Below are 24,930 nucleotides of genomic sequence, written 5' to 3'. Positions count from 1 at the left end.
TTGCCGCTCGATGAGATTGGCAGAGCGAGGCGAAGAACACGGCGTTCTCGGACGTCTGACCGGCAAAAGACGGATTGTGCAGCAGGTCGCCGGCGATGCCGCGTTATTGGCGCGGGACCGGGATGTTGTTAGGGGCGAGATGATGACTGGTGATGTGAGGCAGCTCAGCCGCGAGAACCTTTTCGCGTTGGTCTGGGCAAATCCGGCGGAACAGGTCGCGGCGGGACTCGGCATTCACGAAAGCGCGCTGCGCAGCATTTGCTCTCGCCACTCCGTTCCATGCCCCTCGAATGCTTACTGGGCGCGTGTGAGCGCGGGAGAGCGATTCACGCAGCCGCCGCTGCGCGATCTCAAAGATCCAACGCTTCAACGGGTCGATATCGCTGCAAAGCTGCCACTTCGTGAAGTCCCACGAACGAAACCGGCCGATCGGAAGATGAGGGCGCCATCTACATCAGTCGCTGAGCACATTGATGAGCCCATCCATACAACCTTGCATCCAGGCCCCCTGCACCGATCGCTTGCCCTAACGGGTCGCGCCCTGCGCAAGGCGAAGCCAGATGACTACGGATGCGTTTCGGCACGGGGACCTGGCCTCTGTGGTGTTGTCGTACATCAGGACCAGGTAGAGCGCGCTCTTTCCGTATTGCACGGTCTCGCCTCATCGCTTGATGGCGAGGCGCTGCTACTGGAACCCGACGACGCCCGGATGAAGATCACGGTCGGCAAGGACACGATCACCTTCACCCTGATCGAGAAGTCCAGAAGGCAGAAACACATCCCGACCGCCCAGGAGCAGGACGTCTACGAGCAGCGCATAGCGCGGCGGCAGCGGGCCGCGGACCGGAGAAACTGGGATCTCTATAGCTCCCTCCCCCACCAAAGGCCGTAGCCTGAATTTGACACTATCTATCTTGGGCAGCTCTCGCTGACCGTCGATGGCTGGTCGCATGGGCTGCGCAAGACTTGGGCCGACGGGAAGACACAGCGCATAGAAGCCATGATCCCAGCGATCATCGATGGCCTGAAGGCGCTGCTCGCCAGCGACAGAGCCAAGCGCGAAAAACGCGAGGAGGATGAACGTCAGTGGGCCGAATTGAGCCGCCGGCGCGATCTGGCGAAGAAGCGGAAACAGCGCGAAGAAACGCGTGTAACCTACCTGCGGGAACTGGTCGAGCTGCAGCGCGAAGCAACCGACATTCGCACTTGGCTGTCCACCGTTCCCGATGAAGTCGAGGCCGACCCATCGACTGAATTGGGTCGAATGATCTGTTGGGCACGAGGGCGCCTCGCGTCCTTGACAGAAAGAACGACGATCCGTGCGGCGGCAACGCAGTTTGAGGGCAAGGCCCTCTTTCCTGAAGTCGACGAATTGCATGATCCGTTGGGTGATCCGCCGATGCCAAGCTACGGGTGGTGAACGGGCGGAAAGCAGTCTGACGGCGGCGCGGCATGGCAGTTGCGGCAAACCAGGCAGAGCGGCCGTTCATTCGTGCAGAAGCGAGATCTCGACCGGATCGACCGTCGCGCGCTGAACGAGTGTTTATCACGTTTGGCACGAATGCCGGAGTAGCGGAGCTGTGCACATATCGTGCGGTTGGATCAATCGGACCGTCATTACAGCACCCTAGCGGTTGATCACGATCAATAAACGCTGGCTGCTCAAAGGCTATTAAGAAAAACTTACAGAAACTTCTTTCGGCACTTCGAGTAGTTACGTGGGCCTTGCAGTAGGTGGAGCTCTTCTGCTGAAGTCTCACTGGTTCGTAAGGTGGGGAAGAAAATGCCGGTTAGGAAAGCGCGTGTACTCGGACTTGGCGTCTACGACGAGCTCAGGCAGGCAGATCTGCGGAGCCAAGACTGGCAAGACATTCGAACCAGGATCAATCACGCAAGGCCTGATCCATTGGCATTTTGCCTTGGATGCAATGAACCAGCGCATGTCAAGGCGGCCACATCTACTGTGCGCATCCCACACTTCGCTCATTACAAGGGAGGTGGTTTATCCTGCCCGTGGGGGGAAGATGGGGGCCGCAAGCCGGACGATGTAAGGGCATCAATCTACAACGGGAACCAAGAATCGCCACTGCACGCGAGCATCTGTAAACAGGTGTTGGAACTGATCAGCTTAGATCCTCGCTATGAACTTGGATCAGGTGTCGTTGATGGCTACCATGCGCCTAAAGACGGAGGCAGGGGCAGATGGCCTGATGTGAGGTTCAACCTCGACGGTCTAGGGAAGTTTGCGGTCGAGGTGCAGCTCGCGCCGAGTTTGGCGACGGAGGTGGTGGCCCGTAGCAAGTACTATCTCTCCCAGGGCGTTCACCTTATTTGGTTAGTTCCGTGGTATACCTTCGATCGTGTCACTCGTGCATTTACCGCTGACATCGCGCAGGAGGCAGGAGGGAATCTTTTTGTTCTCGACGAAATCGCAGTGGCAGCCTCACTGGAACGCCAAACACTATGCCTTTGGGCGGCCTGGCAGACCGACGCTGGGATGGAGCGAAGGCTTATCAGCCTCGACGATCTTGAATATCGATTAGACCGTCACCCCCTATTGAAGGACGTGGCAACACCTGCGGTGTTCAAAGAGGCCTCACTGAGGCGAGAAAGCCTGATCGGTGAGCTGATCAGGACCAAGGGAAGCTGGTCGTCCGCTAGAATTCATCCTGTCACCGGTGAACGAGACAGCGATTTCGACCGACTTCTGCGAGTTATGTTCTCGATATGGGCAGAGGCAGATGGCAGGTGGACGAACTTTTTGAACAAGCAGGAGAACATCACAGGACTCTTAAACGCCTACCTGAACTCTCAAGACGGTCAGCGTCGCGGACAGATTATCAAAGATATGCTGACGCGAACTCGGGCATTCGGCCAAATACGCGCAACAGTTTGGGATAAAATGAGAGATGCTTTGAGATGCCCCCAGCTGAGCGTGGAAGACCCGGCCATTTCAGAAGCGATGTCCTATTTTCCCGAGGTCTACCGAGCGGACCTAAGAGGAGATCCGATACGAACTAACATCCTGCCAGACTGGGCTACATGAGCCAGCCATTTGATCTTAGCAGGCACCGTGCCGTCTTTGCCACTTGCGCTCTGCTGCTACTTGGGAACGATATCTCCGAAATGCGCCGACACATCGCCAGGCGAGGGTTCAAGTTAATCGAGGCCTCCGAAGTTCATTTGCTGGGCCACAACACGTTGGTCGAAGTCCAGATCGGAACATGCCCGGTTGGACGATGGCCAGCTCCCCTGCGAGGCTGACATGGTACCCCGCGGCGAGTGAACGAGCCAGTTTCCTGGCTCCGATCCCGGCAGATTGACTACTGGTATCGGTCGTGCACTACCCCATTCGGCGCACTGCAAAGATCTCTTGCGCTGAACGATGACACTCGGCACCCTGCGCGCCGTCCCAATATATTGATCACGCACCCGACCATACCGATCAGCCAGCAGGCGATGCGGGACCGGATGAGGAAATCGAGCGATACGCGGACATTCAGAGCCATACCTTCTTCCAACACATGGGGCCGAGGGGCAGCCTATCGATTTTCAGGGCGATGTGATCGCCTCATGATTTTGCTTGCGTGAATCGGAGTGGCCTGCATCATGCGGAGTATGAACCTGATATTCCCCATAAATTTTATTGGCCACGACGAATGGCTTGAAAGCGGCTACGATCTCACCTTAGCGGCGGGCGAAGTGGTCACCAGAGACGGTGAACTGATCGGTCGATGGCAGGTGACTGATTACGACCCGAATGCCGAATATGGTGACGAGGACGGACGCTATGAGTTTACCCCTCAGGGCGAAGATGCTGCGACGATTACCGAGGAGTTTGCACACCTCGACTTCAGGGTCAGCCGCGGCTTCGCTCTATCCAACATCACCCGAGCGATCCGAGACTGGTATGACGCCGAGAACCCCGATTTTCCAATTTCATCGAGGCGTCACCCCGAGCAATAAATCGCCCACGTCAATCCGGGGGCACAAAGCCGGTAGCAGTTTTCGGCCTGATATGCGGTGATGGTTTTCATTTTTGGAAATGGCCCAGATCATTGCGAATGATCTGCTATGCGTTAAATTTAACTGTCTAGGCCCGACTCGCAGGGGCTCAGGAGAAAAATTGTTGGGACCATCAGAACGGACCATTCGTAGATTGTTTGGTCTATCGAGAAATGTATGTGCGTTTCCCGATTGCCCTTCACCGATTATCGAGGCGGAGGGCACAATAACTGGCGAAATTTGCCATGTACGGGCGCAAAGTAAAGGTGGCCCGAGATTTGAGGCATCCCAGCCAGTAAAGGAGAGACATGCTTTTGAGAACCTGATCCTCCTATGCCGACGGCACCACAAGATTATTGATACAGAGTCAGATATCTACTCGGTCGAGGTGCTCGAGGAAATGAAGGCAGTCCAAACGACGAGAATCGGCCGTGCTGAGCAGGCCAGCGACGCCATATTTGCTAAACTACTGCTGAACGCTAAACGCCAGGTTGAAATAACAACCAATAACAGCGGAAATATTGTAGTTGATAGCCCTGGGGCCATCGTGGGCAGAACGGTAAATGTAAGTACATCTCGAAAAATTGTCCACGTTCATCCTGCAGCAGGTACAATGGGCGCCGACCAGAATGCCAGCCGCTACATTCAGCACCTGATCAGCCGCTACAACGAGTTCGCCTCCAACGAGCCCACACGGGCATCCAAGTTCAGCTATGGCGCGATATCCAAGAACATTGAGCACAAATTCGGAGCGCAGTGGAAGCTGCTTCCGATGGCAGCTTTCGCCGATCTTTGTACCTACCTGCAGACCCGGATCGACAAGACGCGCCTAGCCAAGCTGAACAAATCCAATGGGCACTCCTCGTACTCCAGTTTCACAAAGCATGCTCAAGATGTGCAATCGCGAACAAAACGGTGACTGTGCATTGACGTGTGCCCATAAAGACCTAGGGTCTGCCGCATCACTCAGGCGATGAGTGCAATACGCAATCGAGAAGTTCCTGCAGCTTCTGGCCAACAATTGGATCTCCCGCTCGATGAGCCGTGCTGGTAAGGGGGGGGAGATCGCCGATAAATACAGGCAGTCACAGAGGAACAGACTTTGGAATGCGCCAAAAAATAGCATTGCAGGATGGCGACATAATTAAGTAAGTGTTAGGCAGTACATGCTCGAAAAACGCTACACTTTTCCTGGAAAATATCTGAACTAGATCCAATGCAAGATTCATGTATCGCCTTCTGAAAATTCAAAAGTATTTACTTCGGGAATGGAGATGAAGGATCTGATGCGGCGCCTCAAGTGAGAAATCACTTACATCATGCTTGTGAAAGAATGTAATTTTAGGAGGATGAGGGCTTTATCACAGAAGTGGTTGCAGGCTCTAGGTTAGTTTCTTCTTGAAAACCGACGATCTCTTCCATTAATGTAATTTGAGTAATATCGTCTTCATAACTTGATGGCGCTTGATTGGGAGGAAGGCATGAGCAACAGGCAGCTCGAGGAGCGGCAAGAGGAGTTTCTCGAAGCCGCGTTGGCTGAGGCACTGGGGATCTCTGTCGAGGATCTTGGCCTCCTGGAGTACGACCTTCAGGAGCATTCCAGCGAGGAGGGTCTGCACTACGGCTACAACGTCTACTTCCTAGAAGGATCCGACGCTGATGTACTCTCGCGTATTTCAGGGCTCGGCGATCAGGATTGGGTCCGGATCGGCCCGTTGGATACGGACTATGACGAGGACGAGCAGGACCGCTAGACACGGTCTTGGCAGAATCTGTTCGTCGTCGTGCGGAAGACCTATACATGAAAAAACTCAGGATCGCTGGCCACGAATTGCCTGCCTCCTTGCGGCAGGTTGTCGACTACCGGAAATCCGGCCTCAGTCTGAACCATGTTGTTGGCTGCCCGCTAGATTGCGGCTATTGTGTTCGGCATCTCTTCGACAACTTCGACATGAAAAAGCCTCACTTGGTCATGTCGGATGAAGAGGCTATTGCAACACTGGTAGGCCACTGGGCGTTCCGGGCGCACGGGACCCCGATCCAGATATTCAACCGTGCCACCGACCCCTTTCTCCCCACAGTCAAGGATCATCTCTTCCGCTGCCTGGAGAGCCTTGACCGGCGCGGACTGAGGAACCCTGTCCTAGTGATCACGCGATGGCACGTGCTGCTTGAGGACGTCGGCCGCTTGGCTCGCCTCAAGAATCTAAGAGTGACGGTGCTCGTAACTTGGTCCGGGATAGAGGATGCAAAGATTGAGCCTGTCGACTGCGCGATTGCCGAGGAATCCCTCCGGGTATTGGCGAGCGAAAAGGGCCGGGTGCACTCGATCCTCTACTGGCGACCAATCGTGGCGGGGTTGAATGATGGAGATGAACACATCGCGAGGGCAAGGGAGCTTGCCGCGCTCGCCGATGCCACGGTCTTCACCGGGTTGTTCTATCGTAACGAGATCCGCGACTATTTCGAGTCCATCGGAGTGCCCGATCTCTATGACGATGTTGCGCGGCGCAAGATCCTTCCTCAGGCCGTCGAAGCGAAGATCATCGCAGCCTTTGATACTCTACCAATCTTCCGGAAGACGTCCTGCGGTATCGCCTACGCTCATGGCATCCCAGACTACAATGGCCACTACGGAATTCGGGAAATCTGCGACATCTGCCCTTCGCGGCAATTGAAGGTTTGCAAGGATGCGCATCGTGTCCCCGACGGAGCGGAAATCCATGCCCTGGCGCTGAAGGCGGGCCTCGATACAGATCAGATCACTTGGGACGACCGAAGGATTGTGGTTGCCGAAAGTCATGAACAGCAGCGATACTTCATGCAGCACTCTCTGAATTTCCAGGTTCATGACCGTAATCAACCGCACTACTACGGACGGCACGGGAAGGCTGATATCGGATGGACTTGAGCCGAGAGACCTTCTGGGCGGTAGACGTTGAGGGCAACGGCGTCACCCCGCCGGAAATTGTCGAGATTGCAATTGTCGAAGTACGCGACCTCATGCTGGAGCAACGCCGCATGGAATGGCTCGTCAAGCCCCGAGGGCAGATCTCGCCGCAGGTTACCCGTATCCATGGCATCACCGATGAGGATGTAGCTCGGTCTCCCGACATCGAAGAGATTGCCGATGACGTAATGACCTGGACCAGTGGGGGTAAGATTCTTGGCCATAACGTGAAGGTCGAGGTAGACGCAATTACGCGGGCAATTCCGGAGTGGCGACCGACGATGGCCATCGACACGCTAAAGCTCGCCCGGATCGCCTTACCGGGACGGAGTTCCTACAGCCTTGAGAATTTGGGCGCAGATCTTGGCTTGAGCGAGATCGCGGCGAGGGAGAGCGGCAAGAGGCATCACTCGGCATTGTTCGATTCAATCCTGACAGGCCTTCTTTTCATCCGTCTAGTGTCCGAGCTTCCCATAGGTCGGCGGCAGTCGGCGCTGGCTGACAGCGACATCATGAACTCCAACCAAGGAGAGCTGCTGCTATGAAGCGCCCGTTCAAGATCGGAGTGGCCGGCACGCATTCCACCGGCAAGAGCACCTTAGTGAAGGCTCTCCGTGATCGTCTTGAGGGCCAGGGTTACAAGTTGGGCCAAGTCGATGATCTGGCGCGGCGCGCCCGTGACCTCGGGTTTCCGATCTTGCGAGAGCACACCTTCGAAAGCACGCTCTGGATCATGGCGGAGTGCATGCGGCAGGAAGCCGAGCAGTCCCTTTCTTGTGATATCATCCTGGTTGATCGGCCCGTTCCTGATGCTCTCGGTTATCTAAATGCTGCACTCGCCGTCACCGGCCGGGAAATCGATCCGGCTCGGCTGCTTGCGCTCGAGAGCATAGCGCGTGCCCATATGGGCGAGTATGATGTTCTCGTCGTCACCACGCTCGACACTTCGATCCCGCTGGGAGCTGGTCGTGATGATGATCCGGTCTTCAGAAAAGCTGCATCGGATGCCGTGGCGAGCTTGATCAACGAAGCTCGCCCGGACGCACTGCACATGACTTCTGGCACTCTTGAAGAGATGATTTGGTTGATACTCGGGAAGCTCGAAATGCATTGACCACTGGAATTTCAGTCAGTTGCGACAGGAGTCCCGTGGTTAGGCGGTCAGCCCCCCGGCCGTGGTCTACTTCAGCAGCATCTAAACCGATCAGCAGGCCAATGTCATAGCCTAAATCGGTCGGAAATCTTTCCAGGGGTCGGGGATTAGCTCAATTCGATGGATCACCCGCTCATCACCGCTTTGGATTGCCACTGTCCTCAGTTTATGTGCGCGACGTGATCCGCGCGGCAGTTCTGATATCAGCGATCTGCGTACCGAGAGCTTGAAGACTCTGGCGCATATCGTTGAACACGGGCTGCTCCGCATTGGGGTCACTGATGGTCACAATCGCAGTGAACGGCACGCCTTCCTCGGGCATCACTTCGCCAGCACGGGTCAGATAGTCGACAAACAACCGCCAGTTGGAGGACGCGCCAACGCCTTGCGGAAATGTGTTGGCAAGCACCTTTACAGGGCTCCATTTCAGATCGTGCTCGATCCGCTCCGCTTCTACGGCAGGGGATTGGCGCTTGGAAGGTAGATACAGCGGTTTCAGTTGCCCATTCCATCCGCCACGGGCTTGCTCCTGTTGCAAAGTTGCGTTGATGTTTACGCGGACAAACTCCGCACCGAACCGCGGGTCAAGCGGTGGTGTCGTTACAAGGGTGAGCTTTGCCCGCCCCCGGCACTTTCCACCGGGCCCGACGAGGGAAGCGGGCCACGAGAAGCGGAAGTTGATCTGCTGATCACGCCGAATGCGTGAGGCGAAAACAAGCGTGATCGAGTGCTCGCCGGTTTCAAGTATTCGATCCGCAGATGGCGGCATGCCGAAACCAACCATATGCCGCGCGATTGGGGACAGAGCCTTTTCCTGCAAGGGCACAGGCAACTCGGCGTGATGTACAAGAAGACCGATCAAGGTCTCACGGGAAACTTCACCCTCAATGGCATGATCGAGCACGGCAGCAGTCTTCGCAGCAAGAGGCGAAGCGTAACTTGTCCCGCAGCCGTCAATAATCGTGCCATCTGGCAGAATTGAAAACAGACCGTGACCAAGTGTCGAATGGAGGGAGCCTGCCCCGCCGACATGTGCCAAGTCCGGCTTTACGCCAGCACGCAGACCTGGCCCACGACGGCTGAAACGTGTAGGTGCAAAGGCAACGCAGCCGTCATGGCCGGGCGGATTGAGGGCGGCAACGGCGACGTTTCGGGCACTTTCGGCAGGCGTTAGCAGACCATCGTTACGGGCGTTAGCAAGGCTCGCGAGCGCTGCAGTGGCGTCAGCGGGCCACTCGGTGCGGAGGTCTTGAGGCTGGATGTTACCAGCTGAAATGAACACCACAGCGTTGTTGGCCTCAGCAATTTGGTCCAGTCGCGCTGCGTGGGGACTATATCGATCTGGCGCTGCTGGCTGAAGAATGTTGAGGCTCATGTTGAAAATCCGCACTCCGTGACGAGCATGAGCGTCTGAGACGGCCGCTTCCATCTCGTCGAAGAACTGTGGGAGACCATCAGGATAGTATGACGCAAATGCCCCGGATCTGCTTTCGCTCGGAAACACTGCAACGTCGACCAGTTCTGCGCCATCAGGTTCAGGGCAAATTTCCACTCCATTCAGCGCACCGCCAACAGCAGCAAGGCCTCCGATAAAGGTGCCATGGGCTAGGTCCGTGTCCGCGGCGGCAAGAACGTCCCAGCGGTCGATCACCCAGTCGGCCAGCGCCTCGCTGATACCGCCATCAATGATCCCCATTCTCGGATGGGTACGTCTGCTGTCACGGGGCGGTATAACTATTCCGTCGGGCCGTGTCCGCGGCATTTGGGTAGCAGGAAGAGATGCCCTGACCACTATTCCAGGTAGTTCGACCCGCCGCACAAGTGGATGGCTGTCAAGAAAAGCCAGAAGCCGAGCATGGCGGTTGATGTCGGGATTAAACAAGGCTAGCTCGCGCCGCCGCTCACTGGTCAGAGATTCACTGAGCCGCAGAACTGGTTGATCATTTGACTGATCGAGTCTGACGGACAGGATCGGCTGCTTGTTGCGATGATTTGGTAGCCGCTCAGCTGCAACACCACGGTCAAGTGACTTAAAACCCTCAACAAAACTCTCCACGAGACGCCGATGACCCGCGTCGAGGCGATCCCACTCCGAACGCGGCGGTGGGCTATCAAACAGTTCAACCTGATAACTGCTGCCTGTCATCGGGTTCGAAAGCCAAGCAACGGCCTCTTCGACAGAAAAACTGCGGCGGTCTGATGGCCCGTAGAGCTCGATGCGGTCAATCGCCCCAGCTTCGCTCTTCCTCGCCGACGGATTTGGCTCTTCTCTCTGCTTCTGTTCGTTGAATTTCATCGCAGTGAATGTCTCGGCCCTTGCTATATCGGTCGCGACTTGGAGAAGTGTCTCGGGCCGCGCCTCGACAATCATTACGCCGAGATCGCCCCCACCAACTACGGGAGTCCGATTTGAGCGAAAGAGGCTTACGACAGGACGATGGCTTTTTGCCCAAGCTTCACGTCGCAGAATAACCTTCACGAAGCCAACGTCGCCCTGAGACTGTGCGCTCAGGATACCCGAAATCGTCTTGATCTGACTTATCAAAGCGGTTCGGTGGGCAACAAACTCAGCATCCCTGTGGGCAAAAAAGTCCTTCTTACCTCCGCCTCCTCCAGCCTCACGAGCTTCTTCGTAGTTGTCAGGGTTCAGGATGATCTGGATCGGGCTAGCCATTAAACACCTCGTCTTCTCCGTATTTCACTGCCCGGCCAAGTTGACGGCTCACGGTAGATTTATCTCTACCTGCGATTTCACCGATATCCGCCATTGAGAACCCAAGGGTTGGATCATCGCGCATAGCCCTAAACAAATTGCTAGAATCATCGAACAGCAAAGCGCGACGTTCACTTTTAACGCGCGCGGCATTCAAAGTCGCAAACTGCCGCAAGGTATCAAGCAACCCGCGCCTGTCTTCTTCGCGGACAGTTGTCGCCTTTTTGTATGTTCGCACCAGTGACTCGATCTCTGCCCCAGTTGATCCTTCAGTAAACCAAGCGATCAACTTCAGGTGATTTTCAGGCGCCTTCACCGGGGGCATGAAATGCGCTGCAATTGCCTTTCGCACGTTGAAATCGGGCTTGGGAATCTCGAGCTGAACCTCAAACCGCCGCCAAACAGCGGTGTCCAGCAACTTGGGATGGTTTGTGATCCCTATCGTGAAGCCAATATCACGGCGAAGGTCAAGGTTTTGGAGAAGCGCATTCACCACGCGCTTGATTTCGCCGACCTCCTGCGGATCATCCCGCACCTTTGCAATCGCATCGAACTCATCAAGGAGGAGAACACAGCGATGCCGGTTTGCGAAAGTGAATAGATTTCCTATGTTGCGAGCGGTGGTGCCCAAGAATGAGGAAACCAAGCCATCCAGCTTCACCAGGACGACCGGGAGGTCCAGTTGCTGGGCTATCCACAGAGCAAGTCTGGTCTTTCCGGTGCCTGGCGCACCATAAATTAGACAGGTCTTCGATGGCCGAATGTCGATCTCCGACAAAGCGTCGAAATTTGCCCACTCATCGACGATGGTGCCGATAGCCTCGCTTACTGTCTCGTTAAACAGAGGTGCAGCCGACTGAATGTCTGCTGGGAAAATTACGTCCGCGAGGGCCGCCGCAGTCTCCCTGTCGACCGGAACTGGCGTATTGCGTGAGAGGATCTCGCCAGGCATCTGAGCCTTCGAGCGCTCGATTCGACTTGGCGAAAGCTCGTGGGTTCTTTCTGCTGTCGTCAGGATGCCGGAGAGTGCCGCTGCCTGCTTCGTCTCTCCATCCTTAACTAGCGCATCCCGCAAACGTTCGACTTGCTTGCGAAGCGCCGGCGACGCATCGGCCATGGCTGCTCTGCACAGTGCCTGTACGATAACAAAATGGTCCATGCCACTCCCCTGCGTCTAGATGCACCAAACTGCGCTCAAACTGCATCTACACTACGATTTATCGCAACACAATGAAAAATAGTGCACCCATACTGCCTTCTGATGCACCATCTTGGCGCTTTGTTGCGCACCATCTTCTCCAGCTCGCCTGCGCGGCCCGAACAAGCGAGCTGTGAAGGGGGGCGATCAGAGGGAAGAAATATGGAAGGCGTGTTTGCGATGTCAGCCATTGCAGTTGCAGCGCATTGCATGCACCCGCCTCCACCGGACCCGAGTGGCGCCACCTTCGGCGAGCCGCCAAGGGAGCGCCGCGCACCCTGCTTGCGTTCCATTGGCGCGAGCGCCCGGACGCCTGCGCGGGACAGAATGCGCAGCTGCGAGACGAGAACTCTAACGCGTTACGGCTTTTGGCGCATCGCTACCGACCTAGCTGGGTGTTTTGCTGCGAGGCAAGATGAGCGACAGCTTCCGGGAATGCGGCGAAGCAGCATTTGTCGAGGTCGACGGGCGGCTAAGGGCCGACGTTGCCGGTCAGACGGCGTATGATCGACCTTGGCGCCTGCCGGGCTCTTCCCAAAACTTACCTCACTTTCTTATACCGTCGCTGACGCCGCCATAGAATGCCAATAGGGCGAGGAAGCACGTAGTTTCTATGGTATGGTCAAAGTCGAAGCTTCAAATGCATCTGGAGCGCGTCGTTCCGCGGAGGTGACTGAAGCGGGCTAAATGGTTCGGGGATGGGAGAGAACCGATGTACACTGACTCGCTTCTATGGAAACGCGTTCGTGATCTTTCGCGGGATGGAGATACGATCAGAGGCATTGCGCAAAGAGAAAACCTAAGCCGTAAGACAGTTCGCAAGATGTTGCTGTTTGACCTTCCCCCAATCTTCAAGCGTGCACAACGATCCACTTCGGCCGACAGATATCGGGATGCGGTTCAAGCAATGCTTGCCGAGGAAGCTGAGAAGTCGGAGTCTGCTCGTAGCGTTGCCGAAGTATTCCGATCGTTTCGGATCGAGGCTGGGTACCCGCGCAGTTACAGCACATTTCTGCGCTTATGTCGTAGCCTCCAGATGCCGGAAGTTAACCTGTTGGCCCGATTGGACGGCGCCAAGGGTACTTTTGGTATCCTTACCATCACCGCCGCACCTAAGATCTACCGCCTTTCGATACAGGTGCCGCAAGAGCAGTGTAGAGGACTAAAGTTACAGATCTCCCGCAGCGTTCGTCAGGAACGCGCTCTGGAAACCCGCGAATGGCTCGAAGCACTTCGCGGAGGCAGGTTGGATCGATCTTCGTTCGAAGATGAGCTCGACATCGAAAAACTGCTCTGCATGGTTGATGACGGGCGCAAACGCATTCGCAACAGAGCGTTTGTTATCCTTGCGCACAAGCAGGGGTTTCCCATCAGGCGGATCAGCTCTGCTCTCTCTTTAAGCCGCAACGCGTGCCGACGGTGGTTGAAGATGTATATCGATGGCGATCTCGAAACGCTCGCCACACCTATGGCGAGGCGCACACGCTTGGCAGAGAACGAGGAGCTCAAAGCGGCGGTGTTCCAGCTACTACACGAGCCTCCCTCCGATCATGGTATTAATCGAACTACTTGGACAATGCCCGAACTTGCTTCTGTGCTTGCTGAACACGGCCATCAAGCGAGCCTGCACGTATTGCGTGAGATAATCCACCGCGCGGGATGGAAATGGAAAAAGGCGCGAATAGCACTGACATCCCAGGATCCTGATTACCGGGTGAAGTTGGCTGCGGTTCAGGCGATCCTATCGAAACTCACAGAAGATGACGCCTTTTTCTCAATTGACGAGTTTGGCCCATTTGCTGTGAACATGAAGCAGGGACGGATGTTGACACCTCCCGCGACTGAGCGCGTGATTCCTCAGTGGCAGAAGTCGAAGGGGTGCATGATCATGACCGCCGCCTTGGAGCTGCAAGGCAATCAGATCACTCACTTCTACAGCGAAAAGAAAAACACGGTTGAGATGATCAGAATGATGAAAGTGCTGCTTGAGCAGTATCAAGATCGCAAGACCCTGTATCTCTCATGGGATGCCGCCTCTTGGCATATATCAAAAGCACTGTGCAGCCGGATTGAGGAGCACAATTCGACTGCCGAAGAGTGTGGCAAACCTCGTGTTGAGCTAGCACCTTTGCCGGCAGGTGCGCAGTTTCTCAACGTTATCGAGTCCGTCTTCAGTGGCATGGCACGGGCAATCCTCCACAACAGCAACTATCCATCGGACAGCGAGGCACGACAGGCAATCGACAGGTATTTTTCAGAGCGAAATCAGAATTTTAGATCTCACCCAATGCGTGCTGGCAAGAAAATATGGGGCGCAGAGCGTGTTCCGCCGGTATTTCTCGCCAGCAATAATTGCAAGGAGCCGCTCTGGCGTTAAGGCGTGAGCTGGTTGATCGTTCCTGCCATTGACCGTGCCGGACCACACGTCACCAGAAGGGCCATCACTGAAGCTATAAAGATGGAAAACTGTCGTGGCATCTTCCAATCCCCTGCCTTATCGGACTCGTATGAGCCCTGCGGCTCCGGTCAGGAATGCGCGCCACCAGGGCCCACCAGCCCATTCTGGACCGTTTCGAACCCTGCTGCTTTCGAGCCGCGCCACGCCTCATCGAACGGCCGTCAGATTCCGCGCAACGGGAGCTGGTTCTCGCTGCAGCAGGAACTTGGGCGGCAGCTTCGCAGAGCCTCGACATATACATTTTTGTCGTCCGCAGACGGGGCGCTACGGGCCAATGCCATCACATGGGCCCGTTTTGGTGCCTTGAGTGCGTGCGGTGGAAGGGGGGCGACTGCGCCGAGGCTCGACCTCGTTTACGCGCAGCAAAAAGTCCAGCAGAGCGACCTCTACCGGCTTCAGGCTACTTCACGGAAGCATATTATCCAGCAGAATGGACAATCTGCTGTCATTAATGGAAGATCTATCTGGCACTTGCCATTTATTATTTGGTGGAGCCAAGGAGGATCGAACTCCTGACCTCTTGAATGCCATTCAAGCGCTCTCCCAGCTGAGCTATGGCCCCACCTTGAGGTATCGCTGATATCACATCTGCGATGCGGCGTTATTTAGTCTGGGCTTGGGGGAGGTGCAAGAGGAAAAAGGCGCCTTGCGTCACGAATTGATGGATCGGGTCAGCGGGGGCGTCCGGGGGTAAGCCGCTGATCTGCAGGCGTGTGCCGGCGTGCCTGTTGCGAGGATCCGACGCGGTCAGCGGTTCCTGAAAAACAGTCACGGTTACGTCCGGCGCGAGGGGGAGGGGTGGCTTTCGATGGGGAGTGAGGCAGGCATCGTGCCGCTAAGGCCCGGATCCCGTGCCCGGGCATTTGGTCTTGCCGCAGGACGTGGTGACGGGATCCTTCCGCGATCTGGTTGACAGTCATGCCTGCCTCTCGAAGCCGGAGAGGAGGAGCAGATGACTGCGCGAGGCCGGGACTTTCCGGAAGCTTTCAGGCGTGAGGCGGCTGATCAGTTCACGGGCGGCGGCCTGAGCTCAGGGGCTGTGACCCGTGCGCCTGGCCTGCACGACGGGTTTTTGTCGATAGATGCTGTGGTTCGGGGAGGAGGAGACGAGGGCTTCCTCTTCCAGGTGTCACGCTTTGCAGCAGAAACAGGCTGTTGCACCGTGAGCTACGAAAGCCATGCGCTGGTTCTTTAAAATCAAAAAAAAGCCGCTCCCGATCCGGCCGGATCGGGAGCGGCTTTGATGCAGATCGCCGGTATCAGCGGGTGAATTTCTTGTATTTCACCCGTTTCGGAGCCGCCGCATCGACGCCAAGACGACGGATCTTGTCTTTCTCGTAGTCATCGAAGTTGCCCTCGAAGAATTCGACATGCGCGTCGCCTTCAAAGGCCAGGATATGGGTGCAGAGCCGGTCGAGGAAGAAACGGTCGTGGCTGATGATCACCGCACAGCCCGCGAAATCCTCGATCGCTGCTTCCAGCGCCTGGAGCGTTTCCACGTCGAGATCGTTGGTCGGCTCATCGAGCAGAAGCAGGTTGCCGCCCGATTTCAGCAGTTTCGCGAGGTGGACGCGGTTGCGCTCACCGCCTGACAAAAGGCCGACCTTCTTCTGCTGATCGGTGCCCTTGAAGTTGAAGGCGCCGACATAGTTCCGGCTGGAGATCTGCGCATCGCCGAGATGGATGATCTCTGCCCCGCCCGAGATTTCCTCCCAGACGTTCTTGTCCGGGTCGAGCGCATCGCGCGACTGGTCGACGTAAGACAGTTTCACCGTATCGCCCAGCTTGACGGTGCCCTCATCCGGCTGTTCAAGGCCGACCAGCATCTTGAAGAGGGTCGATTTCCCGGCACCGTTCGGGCCGATCACGCCGATGATGCCACCGGGCGGCAGCATGAAGCTCAGATCCTCGATCAGGAGCTTGTCGCCCATCGCCTTTTTCAGACCCTCGACCTCGATCACCTTGCCGCCAAGGCGCGGGCCGTTCGGGATGACGATCTGGGCCTTGCCCACCCGGTCTTTAAGCGATGCCTCATCGACCAGCTTGTCATAGGCCTGGATACGGGCTTTCGATTTGGTCTGGCGGGCTTTCGCACCCTGCCGGATCCACTCAAGCTCCTTCTCCATGACCTTTTGCTTGGCCTTGTCCTCACGGGCCTCTTGCGCCATGCGCTTGGCCTTGGCTTCCAGCCAGGACGAATAATTGCCCTCATGCGGCAGGCCACGGCCGCGTTCCAGCTCGAGAATCCAGGTCGTGATATCATCGAGGAAGTAGCGGTCATGGGTGACCGTCAGAATGGTGCCCTTATACTCGATCAGGTGCTTTTGCAGCCAGGCGATGGTCTCGGCGTCAAGGTGGTTGGTCGGCTCGTCGAGGAGCAGCATGTCGGGCTCTTCGAGCAAGAGCTTGCACAAAGCCACACGGCGACGCTCGCCGCCCGAAAGGGTCGAGACATCGGCATCATCGGGCGGGCAGCGGAGCGCTTCCATCGCAATGTCGATCTTGCTGTCGAGATCCCAGAGGTTCTCGGCATCGATCTCATCCTGGAGGCGCGCCATCTCATCGGCGGTCTCGTCGGAATAGTTCATCGCCACTTCGTTATAGCGGTCGAGCTTCGCCTGTTTTTCAGCAACGCCCAGCTTGACGTTTTCACGCACATTCAGCGTCTCGTCGAGCTGCGGCTCCTGCGGCAGGTAGCCGACTTTCGCGCCCTTGGCGGCCCAGGCCTCGCCCTGGAAATCCTTGTCGAGGCCAGCCATGACCTTCAGCAGCGTCGATTTACCGGCACCGTTGACACCGACGACACCGATTTTGACGCCGGGCAGAAAGTTCAGATGGATGTTTTCGAAAACCTTTTTCCCGCCGGGATAGGTCTTCGAGACGCCGTCCATGTGATAGACATATTGATAGCTGGCCATGAGGTCGCTCCGAATGGGATTTCCGTGCCGGAATGGGGGCAGGAATTGGGCAGGATTGGCCCTCATGTAGCGATCCGGACGCGCGGGGGCAAGGCGCGCGCGCCGCGAAGCGCCGATCAAACCGGCGCCCGAACCGGCATGTCCCGGGGAATTTCCGGGGGGGAGGCGGGGTGACCGCAGCGCTTAGCGGCCACCTCGCCGGATTGTGTGGCAAAGACCGGGGGGAGGCCGCAGATGCGCGGTTGCGCCGGGGCAATGGCACCGGCAGGATCGCCACGGGGTGAGGCTGGACGGTCCGGGTGATGCAGCGCGGCAATGTGGTAAACGACAGGCAGTGTGCCGGGCCGGAGGGGGGGGCGCGCGGCGGGCGGGCCTCTTGGTGGCCGCGGGCCTTTCTTGTTGCGGCCATGGGGCTTTTTCTGGCCGGTTGCGGCGCGGCGCGTCAGCCCGCTGAGGTGACGCCACAGCCGGAGCACGGGGCGCTCAGCACGACTAAGCCCGTTCCGGGGCCTGCGGCGCTGATCCACGAGGTCGCACGGGGCAAGGGCCGTCCAGAGCGGATCACCTATCTCATCCCAGGTGCGCTTTCGACCGCGCATATTTTCGGGACGCTGCGCCGGCCATCGGGGCCGGGCCATCTGGTGATGGAATACCGCTTTCCGGGGCTCGAAGGCCAGCCGCTCGACCCGCCGATGCGCGTGGCACAGGTCGCGGCTGCCATCGCGCGCCATGCGGCGCAGTATCCCGGCGCCCGGATCGAGATCCTCGGCTTTTCCACCGGCGGTGCTATTGCCATCGAGGCGGCCGGCAGGATCGGACCGCAGCGCTCCGTGCGCGTCGTGGTCCTGTCTGGGGTCACACCTTTCCCCGGTGCCTACGAATCCGGGGCGCGGGGCATGCTGGCAGTGGGCGCGTCGGCGCTGACGGCGGGCTCGCTGGCGCCGCGCGCGGTCTGGGGCGAATATTACAAGGTGCTGCTTTATGGCTATGGCTGGCGCAAGGACCCGACGATCAGGCGCCTGGCCGAACGACGGGCGGCACGGGACCGCGATCACCTGATCCTGCCCGTGAAGGGCCTCGGCCGGGCACATACCGGCGATCTTCTGGGCTGGACCCTGTCGCCTGCCGCCCTCCGGTCGGGGGCCAGTATCCTTTTCCTGCATGGCAGTGTCGATCCGGTGTTTTCCCCGGGCGGGGTGGCGCGGCTGGCGAGACGGCTGGATGCCACCCTCTGCGTTGTGCCCGGCGGCGGTCATCTGATGCTGGTCACTCATCCGCGTATCGTCGGGCGGATCGGGGCCTTCCTGCGCGGCACCTGGCAGGCGGAGGAATGCCGCTGATCGCCAGCGCCGGGAACCCCCGGCGGTTGAACGCGTTAGATCTCTGTCCTGGAACCAATGCGAAAGGAGATCATCATGAAAGGAATTGGCGCCTGGTTGCTGGGTATCCCGATCCCGATCATCATTATTCTCTATCTGTTTGACGTATTCTGATCCGGGTAAGGCCAGACCCTGAGCTCAGGGTTCTCTGACCTGAGGCTTCCCTGACCAGAGCTGGCCTGCCTGACAATGCAGGCCAGCCCTCTGGGCAAGCATGGTGCAAAGCGGCAGCGGATCCGCCGCATGATGATCACCTCACTGCCCTGCAAAGCCCTACAAATGTCCCCGCCACAAATGTCCGAACTGTCCGCACATTATTTGCGGGGAGGGCAGGGTTTGCGGAGCGTTCACAAAGACAGCGGCAGCAGGCCATGGCACTCGTGACATTGATCTCTGGCGGAGTGGTCCGCTTCCTGAATGGCCCCGGCGCGCCGGTCCTCGGCTCAGGGCTTCCAGGCACTCTGCCTCTCTGGATCACTCTCGCGCCCGGGACAACGCTTCTGGCGGGGCTTTACGCACCGCTGCAGCGTCGCGACCTCTGAGCCGACGGGGCCTGAGCCTCTGTCGGTCTGACCCTGGCGTCAGATCTGACCTGCGATGGCAGTAAGGTGACGTCGTGAGCACGCCGTTTTGGACCTGAAGGGCCTTGCCTCTTTAATCGCCGCTCCCCACGCACCCGGCGCCCTTACCCGGGAGGCTTCGGTCTCTCACCCTGAGGCTCCGACCCAGGGCAACCTGCGGCAGATTTCAGGGCGCCGAGGGTGCGGCGGTTGCCCGCCGTGATCCGCCGGTAAACCGCGCAAAGCCCAGCTTTCACTTGCCCTTTCCTGCATTTCGGGGCATAGGACAATTGCGACGTTATCTTCTTTCGACCTGTCTCCGCCAAACGGCCTACAGCCATCGACTAAAAAGCTGACTGCGCCAGTCCGCCACATAACGTGGGCGGAGATACGATCAGGAGAGCTCACGATGGCAAATGGCACCGTGAAATGGTTCAATGAAACCAAAGGCTTTGGCTTCATCGCCCCCGAGGGTGGCAAGAAAGACGTCTTCGTTCACATCACCGCGCTGGAGCGCGCCGGTCTGCGCGGTCTGAAAGACGGCCAGGCTGTGACCTTCGACATCGAAGCCGGCCGTGACGGTCGCGAATCCGCGATCAATATCGCACTGGCATAAGCCTTCAGGCGCCAGTCGAAACAGAAAGGGCGGTCCCGCGGGACCGCCTTTTTTATTTGCATGTCGGGCACTGGTTCAGACCCGTTCTGGAGACAGCCCGGGCAGGGGGGCCTCAGGCGGCTGCCCATCGGGTCAGATCACGCAGCGCATGTTCGCAGCCGATCCGCAGGCTCAGATCTGAAACCGGTGCCCGCAGCAGGATCGGCTCTTCACGGGCGTCTGGGAAGACATGGGTCGGGAAACCGGCGCTGATCAACACCACCGGCAGCCGCGACTGGACCGCCCTGAGGTTGCGCGTGACCACCTGAGCCACATTATCTGCGCCCAGACTGTCGCAGTCGAACACCACCACATCGCAGCCGCCCGGATCGTCGATCACGACCGAGAGTGCAGCGTAAAGCTCGGCTTCGGTTTCGATCCGCCCCCCCAGAGCGCCCAGCCGTGCGGCAAGGGGCGCGGCCTCGGTGCCGGTGACGCAGAGCACCCGAAACGCATGACCGATCCTGACGGCGCCGCCAAAGTCAAAGGAGTGATAAGCCTGCATGGGGAAATTCCGGGGATGTGGGGGTGATCGGATGCCGGGAGGAAATTCACTGTCTCATGTGATCTTGCTGGCTGATTGCGCTGATTTCAGGGGCGGATTCAGGAATTTCCGCGTCAGATCTGCCTTGATGCTGCCATCTTGATTGTGGGGACGGCTCCGTGCAGGCTGCCTGCATCAATGACAGCAGGGAGGCGGAGATGAACCAGCACAGTAATCTGACCCATGAGATCCAGCGCTGTGACCTTGCAGCGGCCTTCCGCTGGACGGTGCGGCTCAATATGCATGAGGCGGTGGCGAACCATTTTTCGCTGGCGGTGAACCCGGGCGGAACCCGGTTTCTGATCAATCCGAACGGGCGGCATTTCTCGCGCATTACCGCCACCTCGCTGGTCGAGATCGACGCGGAAGACCCCGATACAATGCAGCGCCCCGATGCGCCGGACCCGACCGCCTGGGGGCTGCATGGCGCCATTCACCGCGCCTGTCCGCATGCGGTCTGTGTGATGCATGTCCATTCGGTCCATGCGACGGTGCTGGCGGCGCTTGAAGACTCGCATCTGCCTGCCATCGACCAGAATTCCGCGATGTTCCATGGCCGCCAGGTGGTTGATGGCCATTATGGCGGCATGGCATTCGAAGAGGAGGGCGCGCGCTGCGCCGAACTGCTCGCGGATCCCAAGATCCACACGCTGATCATGGGCAATCACGGTGTGCTGGTGATCGGCCGTTCGGTCGCCGAGGCCTTCAACCGTCTCTATTATTTTGAACGCGCCGCCGAGACCTATATCCGCGCGCTGTCGACCGGGCGGCCCTTGCGGCTGATGTCGGATGCGGTGGCGGAAAAGACCGCCGCTGAATGGGAGGCCTATCCCGGTTTTGCCAACGCCCATCTGTCCGAGATCCGCGCGATCCTCGACCGCGAGGAACCCGATTACGCCGGCTGAACTGAAACGGCCCGCCTGGTGACTGGCGGGCCGTATCTTTTGGCCGGATCAGTTGCCTGCGCCGGCCTTGCCGATCCCGGTCTGGCGGCGGTGTTCCAGGACGCCTTCCAGCCAGCCCAGCTCCATCTCGGGCACCGAGGACAGAAGCAGGTCGGTGTAATCGTCGAAGGGCGGTGCCAGCACATCGCTTTTCTGCCCGTAGCGCCGCACCTCGCCCTTATACATCACCGCGATCTTGTCAGCGATGGCGCGCACGGTTGCCAGGTCATGGGTGATGAAGAGATAGGCCATCCGCGTCTCGGCCTGCAGCGCGAGCAAGAGCTTCAGAATCCCGTCGGCCACCAGCGGATCAAGCGCAGATGTCACCTCATCACAGATGATCAGCTTCGGTTTTGCCGCCAGCGCCCGCGCGATGCAGACGCGTTGCTTCTGGCCGCCCGACAGTTCCGCCGGGTAGCGGTCGGCAAAGCCCTTGCCCATCTCGATCTGATCCAGCAGCTCCTGCACCCGCTTGTCGCGCGCGCTGCCTTTCAGGCCGAAATAGAACTCCAGCGGCCTGCCGATGATGGTTCCGACCGTCTGGCGCGGGTTCATCGCGGTATCTGCCATCTGATAGATCATCTGGATCTGGCGCAGATCGTCGCGCGTGCGTCCGGCAAAGGCCTGCGACAGCTGGCGCCCGTCAAAACTGATCCGGCCCTTTGACGGCGGCAAGAGGCCGGTGATCGCCCGCGCCAGCGTTGATTTGCCCGACCCGCTTTCGCCAACCACCGCGAGCGTCTGCCCCGGCGGCAGATCAATCGTGATATTCTTCAGCACATCGAAATTGGTCCCAGCGTAGCGCGCCGTGACGCAGTCGATTTTCAGAAGCGGCGCGGCCTCGGGCTTCTCATCGTGTTCGATGCTGCGGACGGAGACGAGGGCTTTGGTATAATCCTCGCCGGGGTGGTTGATGATCTGATCGGTGGTGCCGAGTTCGACCTTGCGGCCATGACGCAGCACCATGATCTCGTCTGCCACCTGCGCCACCACGGCGAGGTCATGCGTAATGTAAAGGGCGGCGACACCTGTATCGCGGATCGCCTCTTTGATCGCGGCCAGAACGTCGATCTGGGTGGTCACATCCAGCGCCGTGGTCGGCTCGTCAAACACCACCAGATCAGGCTTCGGGCAAAGCGCCATCGCCGTCATCACCCGCTGCAGCTGCCCGCCGGAAACCTGATGCGGATAGCGGTTGCCGATGGTCTCGGGCGAGGGCAGGCCGAGCTTGCGAAACAGGGTGATCGCCCGTGCCTGGGCCTCGGATTTCGACATGAGGCCATGCGACAGGCAGGTCTCGATCACCTGATCCATCAGCCGTTTCGACGGGTTGAACGAGGCGGCCGCCGATTGCGAGACGTAAGTCACCTCCTTGCCCCTGATCTTGCGCAGGCTGGCAGGGGAGGCCGTACGGATCTCGCGCCCGTTCAGCAGGATCTCGCCCCCGGTCAGCCGCACGCCACCACGGCCATAGGACATGGAGGAGAGGCCAATGGTCGATTTCCCGGCGCCGGATTCGCCGATCAGCCCCAGAACCTTGCCCTTTTGCAGCGTCACATCGACGCCATGCACCAGGGTCACGTTCTTTGGCGGCTCGCCCGGTGGGTAAGACGTGGCCTCGATCACGAGACCACGGATTTCAAGCAGCGGCCCGTCATGGTGTTTTGGTTTGGCAGCACTCATCCGCGGCCTCCTTTCAGGCTGGAAGTGCGCGACAGCACCCAGTCGGCCACCAGGTTGACCGAAATCGCGAGCGCGGCAATCGCCAGCGCCGGCACCATCGCCGCCGAGATCCCGTAGGTCAGCCCGTCCTTGTTTTCTTTCACCATGCCACCCCAGTCCGCCAGCGGCGGCTGCACGCCAAGGCCAAGGAAGGAAAGCGTCGAGATGAAGAGAACCGCGAAGATGAATCTGAGGCCGAATTCAGCGACCAGCGGCGACAGCGCATTGGGCAGGATCTCGCGAAAGATCACCCAGGTGCCTTTTTCCCCGCGCAGGCGCGCCGCTTCGACATATTCCATCACCGCAATATCCATCGCGACCGCGCGGGCGAGACGGAAGACGCGGGTTGAATCGAGCACCCCCATCACAAGGATCAGGACCGTAAGGTTCAGCGGCAGGACGGACAGCAGCACCAGCGCCACGATCAGCGACGGGATCGCCATCATCAGATCGCAGATGCGCGACAGGATCTGGTCGGTCCAGCCACCCTGGACTGCCGCCATGAAGCCAAAGAACGACCCCATCGAGAACGAGATGACCGAGGCCGCGAATGCGACAAAAATCGTTATCTGGCCGCCTTTGATCAGCCGCGAAAGGATGTCGCGGCCAATCGTGTCGGTGCCGAACCAATGTGTGGCAGAGGGGCTTTCCCACTGGCCTCCGACGGGGAGATCATAGGCATAGGGCATGATCAGATCGGCGAGGATAGCCGAAAACACAAAGATGCCGGTAAGGACAAGGCCGATAAGGGCTGAGGGCGGTATTCTCATTTCGGGTGCCTCAGTCTCGGGTTGGCGATGATCGAGGTCACATCGGCGATGATGTTCAGCCCGATATAGACGGCGGCGAAGATCAGCCCGACGGCCTGCACCACCGGCAGGTCACGTTTGGTCACATGGTCCACGAGATACTGGCCTAGCGCATTGTAAGAAAACACCACCTCCACGACGACGACGCCCACGACCAGGTAGGCGAGGTTGATCGCCACCACCGAGATCACCGGCGCGATCGCATTCGGGAAGGCATGTTTCCAGATGATTGTCATGGGCGAGAGGCCCTTGAGCTCTGCCGTCTCGATATAGGCCGATTGCATGACATTGAGGATCGCGGCGCGCGTCATCCGCATCATATGCGCGAGCACCACCATCACGAGGACGATGACCGGCAAAGCCACGGCCTGCAATTTCGCCCAGAAGCTCATGCCGGGAAAGACGATGGCGACGGGCTGGAAGACCGGGAAGACGATCGTGAGCAGGTAAATCACGAAATAGGCGGCGACAAATTCCGGCAGCGAGATCGTGGTCAGGGTGATCGCCGAGATCACCTTATCGGGCCAGCGCCCGGCATAGCGGGCGGCGACCGCGCCAAGGATCAGCGCCAGCGGCACCGCGATCACCGCGGCACATCCTGCCAGGAACAGCGTATTCCCCAGGCGTTGCCCGATGGCCTGCGCGATATCGACACCATTGGTGAGGGCCTTGCCCAGATCGCCGGTCATCACCCCGCCGAGCCAGTTGAAGTAGCGCGTCAGCGCGGGCTGATCGAGCCCCATCTGCGCGCGCAGGTTCTCCAGCGCCTGGGGGGTCGCGGACTGGCCGAGAATGGCCTGTGCCGTATCACCGGGCAGGGCCTCGACGCCGAGGAAGATCACCGCCGAAACTGCCAAAAGCAGCACGAGGCCCAGCGCGATGCGCTGGACCAGAAGTTTCAGGATTGGATGCACCGATGCGT

General features: G+C 58.6%; 21 protein-coding genes and 1 tRNA gene. 14 read left to right on the top strand and 8 right to left on the bottom strand.

The window, feature by feature from the left end:
* The first annotated feature begins 10 nt into the window (after positions 1 to 10).
* From AC4FS3_RS08100 to AC4FS3_RS08060, 9 genes are all read left to right on the top strand, one after another.
* Entirely contained in the window at positions 11 to 892 is an 882-nt protein-coding gene (locus AC4FS3_RS08100; protein WP_491020113.1) for a hypothetical protein, read from the top strand.
* Between the two features lie 108 nt (positions 893 to 1,000).
* Positions 1,001 to 1,420, top strand: coding sequence for a hypothetical protein (locus tag AC4FS3_RS08095; RefSeq protein WP_491020112.1), 420 nt, complete (start codon positions 1,001 to 1,003; stop codon positions 1,418 to 1,420).
* A 693-nt stretch (positions 1,421 to 2,113) separates the two neighbouring features.
* Positions 2,114 to 3,046, top strand: coding sequence for a hypothetical protein (locus tag AC4FS3_RS08090; protein ID WP_491020111.1), 933 nt, complete (start codon positions 2,114 to 2,116; stop codon positions 3,044 to 3,046).
* Positions 3,047 to 3,618: 572 nt separating this feature from the next.
* Positions 3,619 to 3,966 carry a hypothetical protein gene (locus tag AC4FS3_RS08085; protein WP_491020110.1) on the top strand — a complete coding sequence of 116 codons (348 nt, stop codon included), beginning with the start codon at positions 3,619 to 3,621 and terminating at the stop codon, positions 3,964 to 3,966.
* Between the two features lie 163 nt (positions 3,967 to 4,129).
* A complete protein-coding gene (locus tag AC4FS3_RS08080) occupies positions 4,130 to 4,924 on the top strand; it encodes an HNH endonuclease signature motif containing protein (RefSeq protein WP_491020109.1) in 795 nt (264 codons plus the stop codon).
* Positions 4,925 to 5,486: 562 nt separating this feature from the next.
* The gene (locus AC4FS3_RS08075) at positions 5,487 to 5,759 is read left to right on the top strand and encodes a hypothetical protein (RefSeq protein ID WP_491020108.1); all 273 of its coding nucleotides are present in this window, start codon (positions 5,487 to 5,489) and stop codon (positions 5,757 to 5,759) included.
* A 47-nt stretch (positions 5,760 to 5,806) separates the two neighbouring features.
* Positions 5,807 to 6,916 carry a radical SAM protein gene (locus tag AC4FS3_RS08070; protein WP_491020107.1) on the top strand — a complete coding sequence of 370 codons (1,110 nt, stop codon included), beginning with the start codon at positions 5,807 to 5,809 and terminating at the stop codon, positions 6,914 to 6,916.
* Positions 6,907 to 7,500, top strand: coding sequence for a 3'-5' exonuclease (locus tag AC4FS3_RS08065; protein ID WP_491020106.1), 594 nt, complete (start codon positions 6,907 to 6,909; stop codon positions 7,498 to 7,500). The genes AC4FS3_RS08070 and AC4FS3_RS08065 overlap by 10 nt, the downstream gene beginning before the upstream one ends.
* Positions 7,497 to 8,069 (top strand): AAA family ATPase, encoded by a 573-nt coding sequence (locus tag AC4FS3_RS08060; protein WP_491020105.1) that lies wholly within the window; start codon positions 7,497 to 7,499, stop codon positions 8,067 to 8,069. The genes AC4FS3_RS08065 and AC4FS3_RS08060 overlap by 4 nt, the downstream gene beginning before the upstream one ends.
* Before the next feature lie 205 nt (positions 8,070 to 8,274).
* Here the strand turns inward: AC4FS3_RS08060 and AC4FS3_RS08055 are convergent, their stop codons facing one another.
* Positions 8,275 to 10,782 carry a S8 family peptidase gene (locus tag AC4FS3_RS08055; protein ID WP_491020104.1) on the bottom strand — a complete coding sequence of 836 codons (2,508 nt, stop codon included), beginning with the start codon at positions 10,780 to 10,782 and terminating at the stop codon, positions 8,275 to 8,277.
* Positions 10,775 to 11,980, bottom strand: a complete 1,206-nt coding sequence (locus AC4FS3_RS08050; protein ID WP_491020103.1) for an AAA family ATPase — start codon at positions 11,978 to 11,980, stop codon at positions 10,775 to 10,777. The genes AC4FS3_RS08055 and AC4FS3_RS08050 overlap by 8 nt, the downstream gene beginning before the upstream one ends.
* A gap of 751 nt (positions 11,981 to 12,731) precedes the next feature.
* On the opposite strand from AC4FS3_RS08050, the gene AC4FS3_RS08045 reads away from it, so the two are divergent.
* Positions 12,732 to 14,396, top strand: coding sequence for an IS630 family transposase (locus tag AC4FS3_RS08045; RefSeq protein ID WP_491020102.1), 1,665 nt, complete (start codon positions 12,732 to 12,734; stop codon positions 14,394 to 14,396).
* A 567-nt stretch (positions 14,397 to 14,963) separates the two neighbouring features.
* Here AC4FS3_RS08045 and AC4FS3_RS08040 read toward each other — a convergent pair.
* Together AC4FS3_RS08040 and ettA are read right to left on the bottom strand one after the other, a co-directional pair.
* Positions 14,964 to 15,039, bottom strand: a tRNA-Ala gene (locus AC4FS3_RS08040).
* 697 nt (positions 15,040 to 15,736) lie between these two features.
* On the bottom strand, positions 15,737 to 17,395 hold the full coding sequence (ettA, locus tag AC4FS3_RS08035) for an energy-dependent translational throttle protein EttA (protein WP_491020101.1): 1,659 nt from the start codon (positions 17,393 to 17,395) through the stop codon (positions 15,737 to 15,739).
* Positions 17,396 to 17,802: 407 nt separating this feature from the next.
* Between ettA and AC4FS3_RS08030 the strand changes: the two genes are divergently transcribed.
* The 3 genes from AC4FS3_RS08030 (at position 17,803) to AC4FS3_RS08020 (ending at position 19,950) form a co-directional block, all read left to right on the top strand.
* A complete protein-coding gene (locus tag AC4FS3_RS08030; protein WP_491020100.1) occupies positions 17,803 to 18,735 on the top strand; it encodes an alpha/beta fold hydrolase in 933 nt (310 codons plus the stop codon).
* A gap of 410 nt (positions 18,736 to 19,145) precedes the next feature.
* Complete coding sequence (locus AC4FS3_RS08025) at positions 19,146 to 19,316, top strand: hypothetical protein (RefSeq protein WP_491020099.1); 171 nt, start codon at positions 19,146 to 19,148, stop codon at positions 19,314 to 19,316.
* Between the two features lie 427 nt (positions 19,317 to 19,743).
* A complete protein-coding gene (locus tag AC4FS3_RS08020; RefSeq protein WP_092899358.1) occupies positions 19,744 to 19,950 on the top strand; it encodes a cold-shock protein in 207 nt (68 codons plus the stop codon).
* Between the two features lie 112 nt (positions 19,951 to 20,062).
* Here the strand turns inward: AC4FS3_RS08020 and AC4FS3_RS08015 are convergent, their stop codons facing one another.
* Positions 20,063 to 20,494 (bottom strand): hypothetical protein, encoded by a 432-nt coding sequence (locus tag AC4FS3_RS08015; RefSeq protein WP_491020098.1) that lies wholly within the window; start codon positions 20,492 to 20,494, stop codon positions 20,063 to 20,065.
* Positions 20,495 to 20,691: 197 nt separating this feature from the next.
* On the opposite strand from AC4FS3_RS08015, the gene AC4FS3_RS08010 reads away from it, so the two are divergent.
* On the top strand, positions 20,692 to 21,438 hold the full coding sequence (locus AC4FS3_RS08010; protein WP_283176133.1) for a class II aldolase and adducin N-terminal domain-containing protein: 747 nt from the start codon (positions 20,692 to 20,694) through the stop codon (positions 21,436 to 21,438).
* A 48-nt stretch (positions 21,439 to 21,486) separates the two neighbouring features.
* Here AC4FS3_RS08010 and AC4FS3_RS08005 read toward each other — a convergent pair whose 3' ends face one another.
* From AC4FS3_RS08005 to AC4FS3_RS07995, 3 genes are read right to left on the bottom strand one after another with little or no spacing between them, the layout of a single operon-like run.
* Entirely contained in the window at positions 21,487 to 23,160 is a 1,674-nt protein-coding gene (locus AC4FS3_RS08005) for an ABC transporter ATP-binding protein (RefSeq protein WP_491020097.1), read from the bottom strand.
* On the bottom strand, positions 23,157 to 23,969 hold the full coding sequence (locus tag AC4FS3_RS08000; RefSeq protein ID WP_491020096.1) for an ABC transporter permease: 813 nt from the start codon (positions 23,967 to 23,969) through the stop codon (positions 23,157 to 23,159). The genes AC4FS3_RS08005 and AC4FS3_RS08000 overlap by 4 nt, the downstream gene beginning before the upstream one ends.
* Complete coding sequence (locus AC4FS3_RS07995) at positions 23,966 to 24,922, bottom strand: ABC transporter permease (protein WP_283176131.1); 957 nt, start codon at positions 24,920 to 24,922, stop codon at positions 23,966 to 23,968. The genes AC4FS3_RS08000 and AC4FS3_RS07995 overlap by 4 nt, the downstream gene beginning before the upstream one ends.
* Between the last annotated feature and the right edge of the window lie 8 nt (positions 24,923 to 24,930).

It is taken from the genome of Pseudogemmobacter sp. TB195 (assembly GCF_058313095.1).
This window is presented reverse-complemented; position numbering and strand designations above follow the sequence as displayed.

What these genes read in the sequence shown, in the direction of transcription:
- AC4FS3_RS08010 (WP_283176133.1), top strand. Translation starts at nt 20,692, where the DNA reads ATGAACCAGCACAGTAATCTGACCCATGAGATCCAGCGCTGTGACCTT.
- AC4FS3_RS08095 (WP_491020112.1), top strand. Translation starts at nt 1,001, where the DNA reads ATGATCCCAGCGATCATCGATGGCCTGAAGGCGCTGCTCGCCAGCGAC.
- AC4FS3_RS08005 (WP_491020097.1), bottom strand. Translation starts at nt 23,160, where the DNA reads ATGAGTGCTGCCAAACCAAAACACCATGACGGGCCGCTGCTTGAAATC.
- AC4FS3_RS08100 (WP_491020113.1), top strand. Translation starts at nt 11, where the DNA reads ATGAGATTGGCAGAGCGAGGCGAAGAACACGGCGTTCTCGGACGTCTG.
- AC4FS3_RS08045 (WP_491020102.1), top strand. Translation starts at nt 12,732, where the DNA reads ATGTACACTGACTCGCTTCTATGGAAACGCGTTCGTGATCTTTCGCGG.
- AC4FS3_RS08020 (WP_092899358.1), top strand. Translation starts at nt 19,744, where the DNA reads ATGGCAAATGGCACCGTGAAATGGTTCAATGAAACCAAAGGCTTTGGC.
- AC4FS3_RS08085 (WP_491020110.1), top strand. Translation starts at nt 3,619, where the DNA reads ATGAACCTGATATTCCCCATAAATTTTATTGGCCACGACGAATGGCTT.
- ettA (WP_491020101.1), bottom strand. Translation starts at nt 17,395, where the DNA reads ATGGCCAGCTATCAATATGTCTATCACATGGACGGCGTCTCGAAGACC.
- AC4FS3_RS08055 (WP_491020104.1), bottom strand. Translation starts at nt 10,782, where the DNA reads ATGGCTAGCCCGATCCAGATCATCCTGAACCCTGACAACTACGAAGAA.
- AC4FS3_RS08070 (WP_491020107.1), top strand. Translation starts at nt 5,807, where the DNA reads ATGAAAAAACTCAGGATCGCTGGCCACGAATTGCCTGCCTCCTTGCGG.
- AC4FS3_RS08075 (WP_491020108.1), top strand. Translation starts at nt 5,487, where the DNA reads ATGAGCAACAGGCAGCTCGAGGAGCGGCAAGAGGAGTTTCTCGAAGCC.
- AC4FS3_RS08015 (WP_491020098.1), bottom strand. Translation starts at nt 20,494, where the DNA reads ATGCAGGCTTATCACTCCTTTGACTTTGGCGGCGCCGTCAGGATCGGT.
- AC4FS3_RS08060 (WP_491020105.1), top strand. Translation starts at nt 7,497, where the DNA reads ATGAAGCGCCCGTTCAAGATCGGAGTGGCCGGCACGCATTCCACCGGC.
- AC4FS3_RS08065 (WP_491020106.1), top strand. Translation starts at nt 6,907, where the DNA reads ATGGACTTGAGCCGAGAGACCTTCTGGGCGGTAGACGTTGAGGGCAAC.
- AC4FS3_RS08030 (WP_491020100.1), top strand. Translation starts at nt 17,803, where the DNA reads ATGGGGCTTTTTCTGGCCGGTTGCGGCGCGGCGCGTCAGCCCGCTGAG.
- AC4FS3_RS08050 (WP_491020103.1), bottom strand. Translation starts at nt 11,980, where the DNA reads ATGGACCATTTTGTTATCGTACAGGCACTGTGCAGAGCAGCCATGGCC.
- AC4FS3_RS08025 (WP_491020099.1), top strand. Translation starts at nt 19,146, where the DNA reads ATGGCACTCGTGACATTGATCTCTGGCGGAGTGGTCCGCTTCCTGAAT.
- AC4FS3_RS08000 (WP_491020096.1), bottom strand. Translation starts at nt 23,969, where the DNA reads ATGAGAATACCGCCCTCAGCCCTTATCGGCCTTGTCCTTACCGGCATC.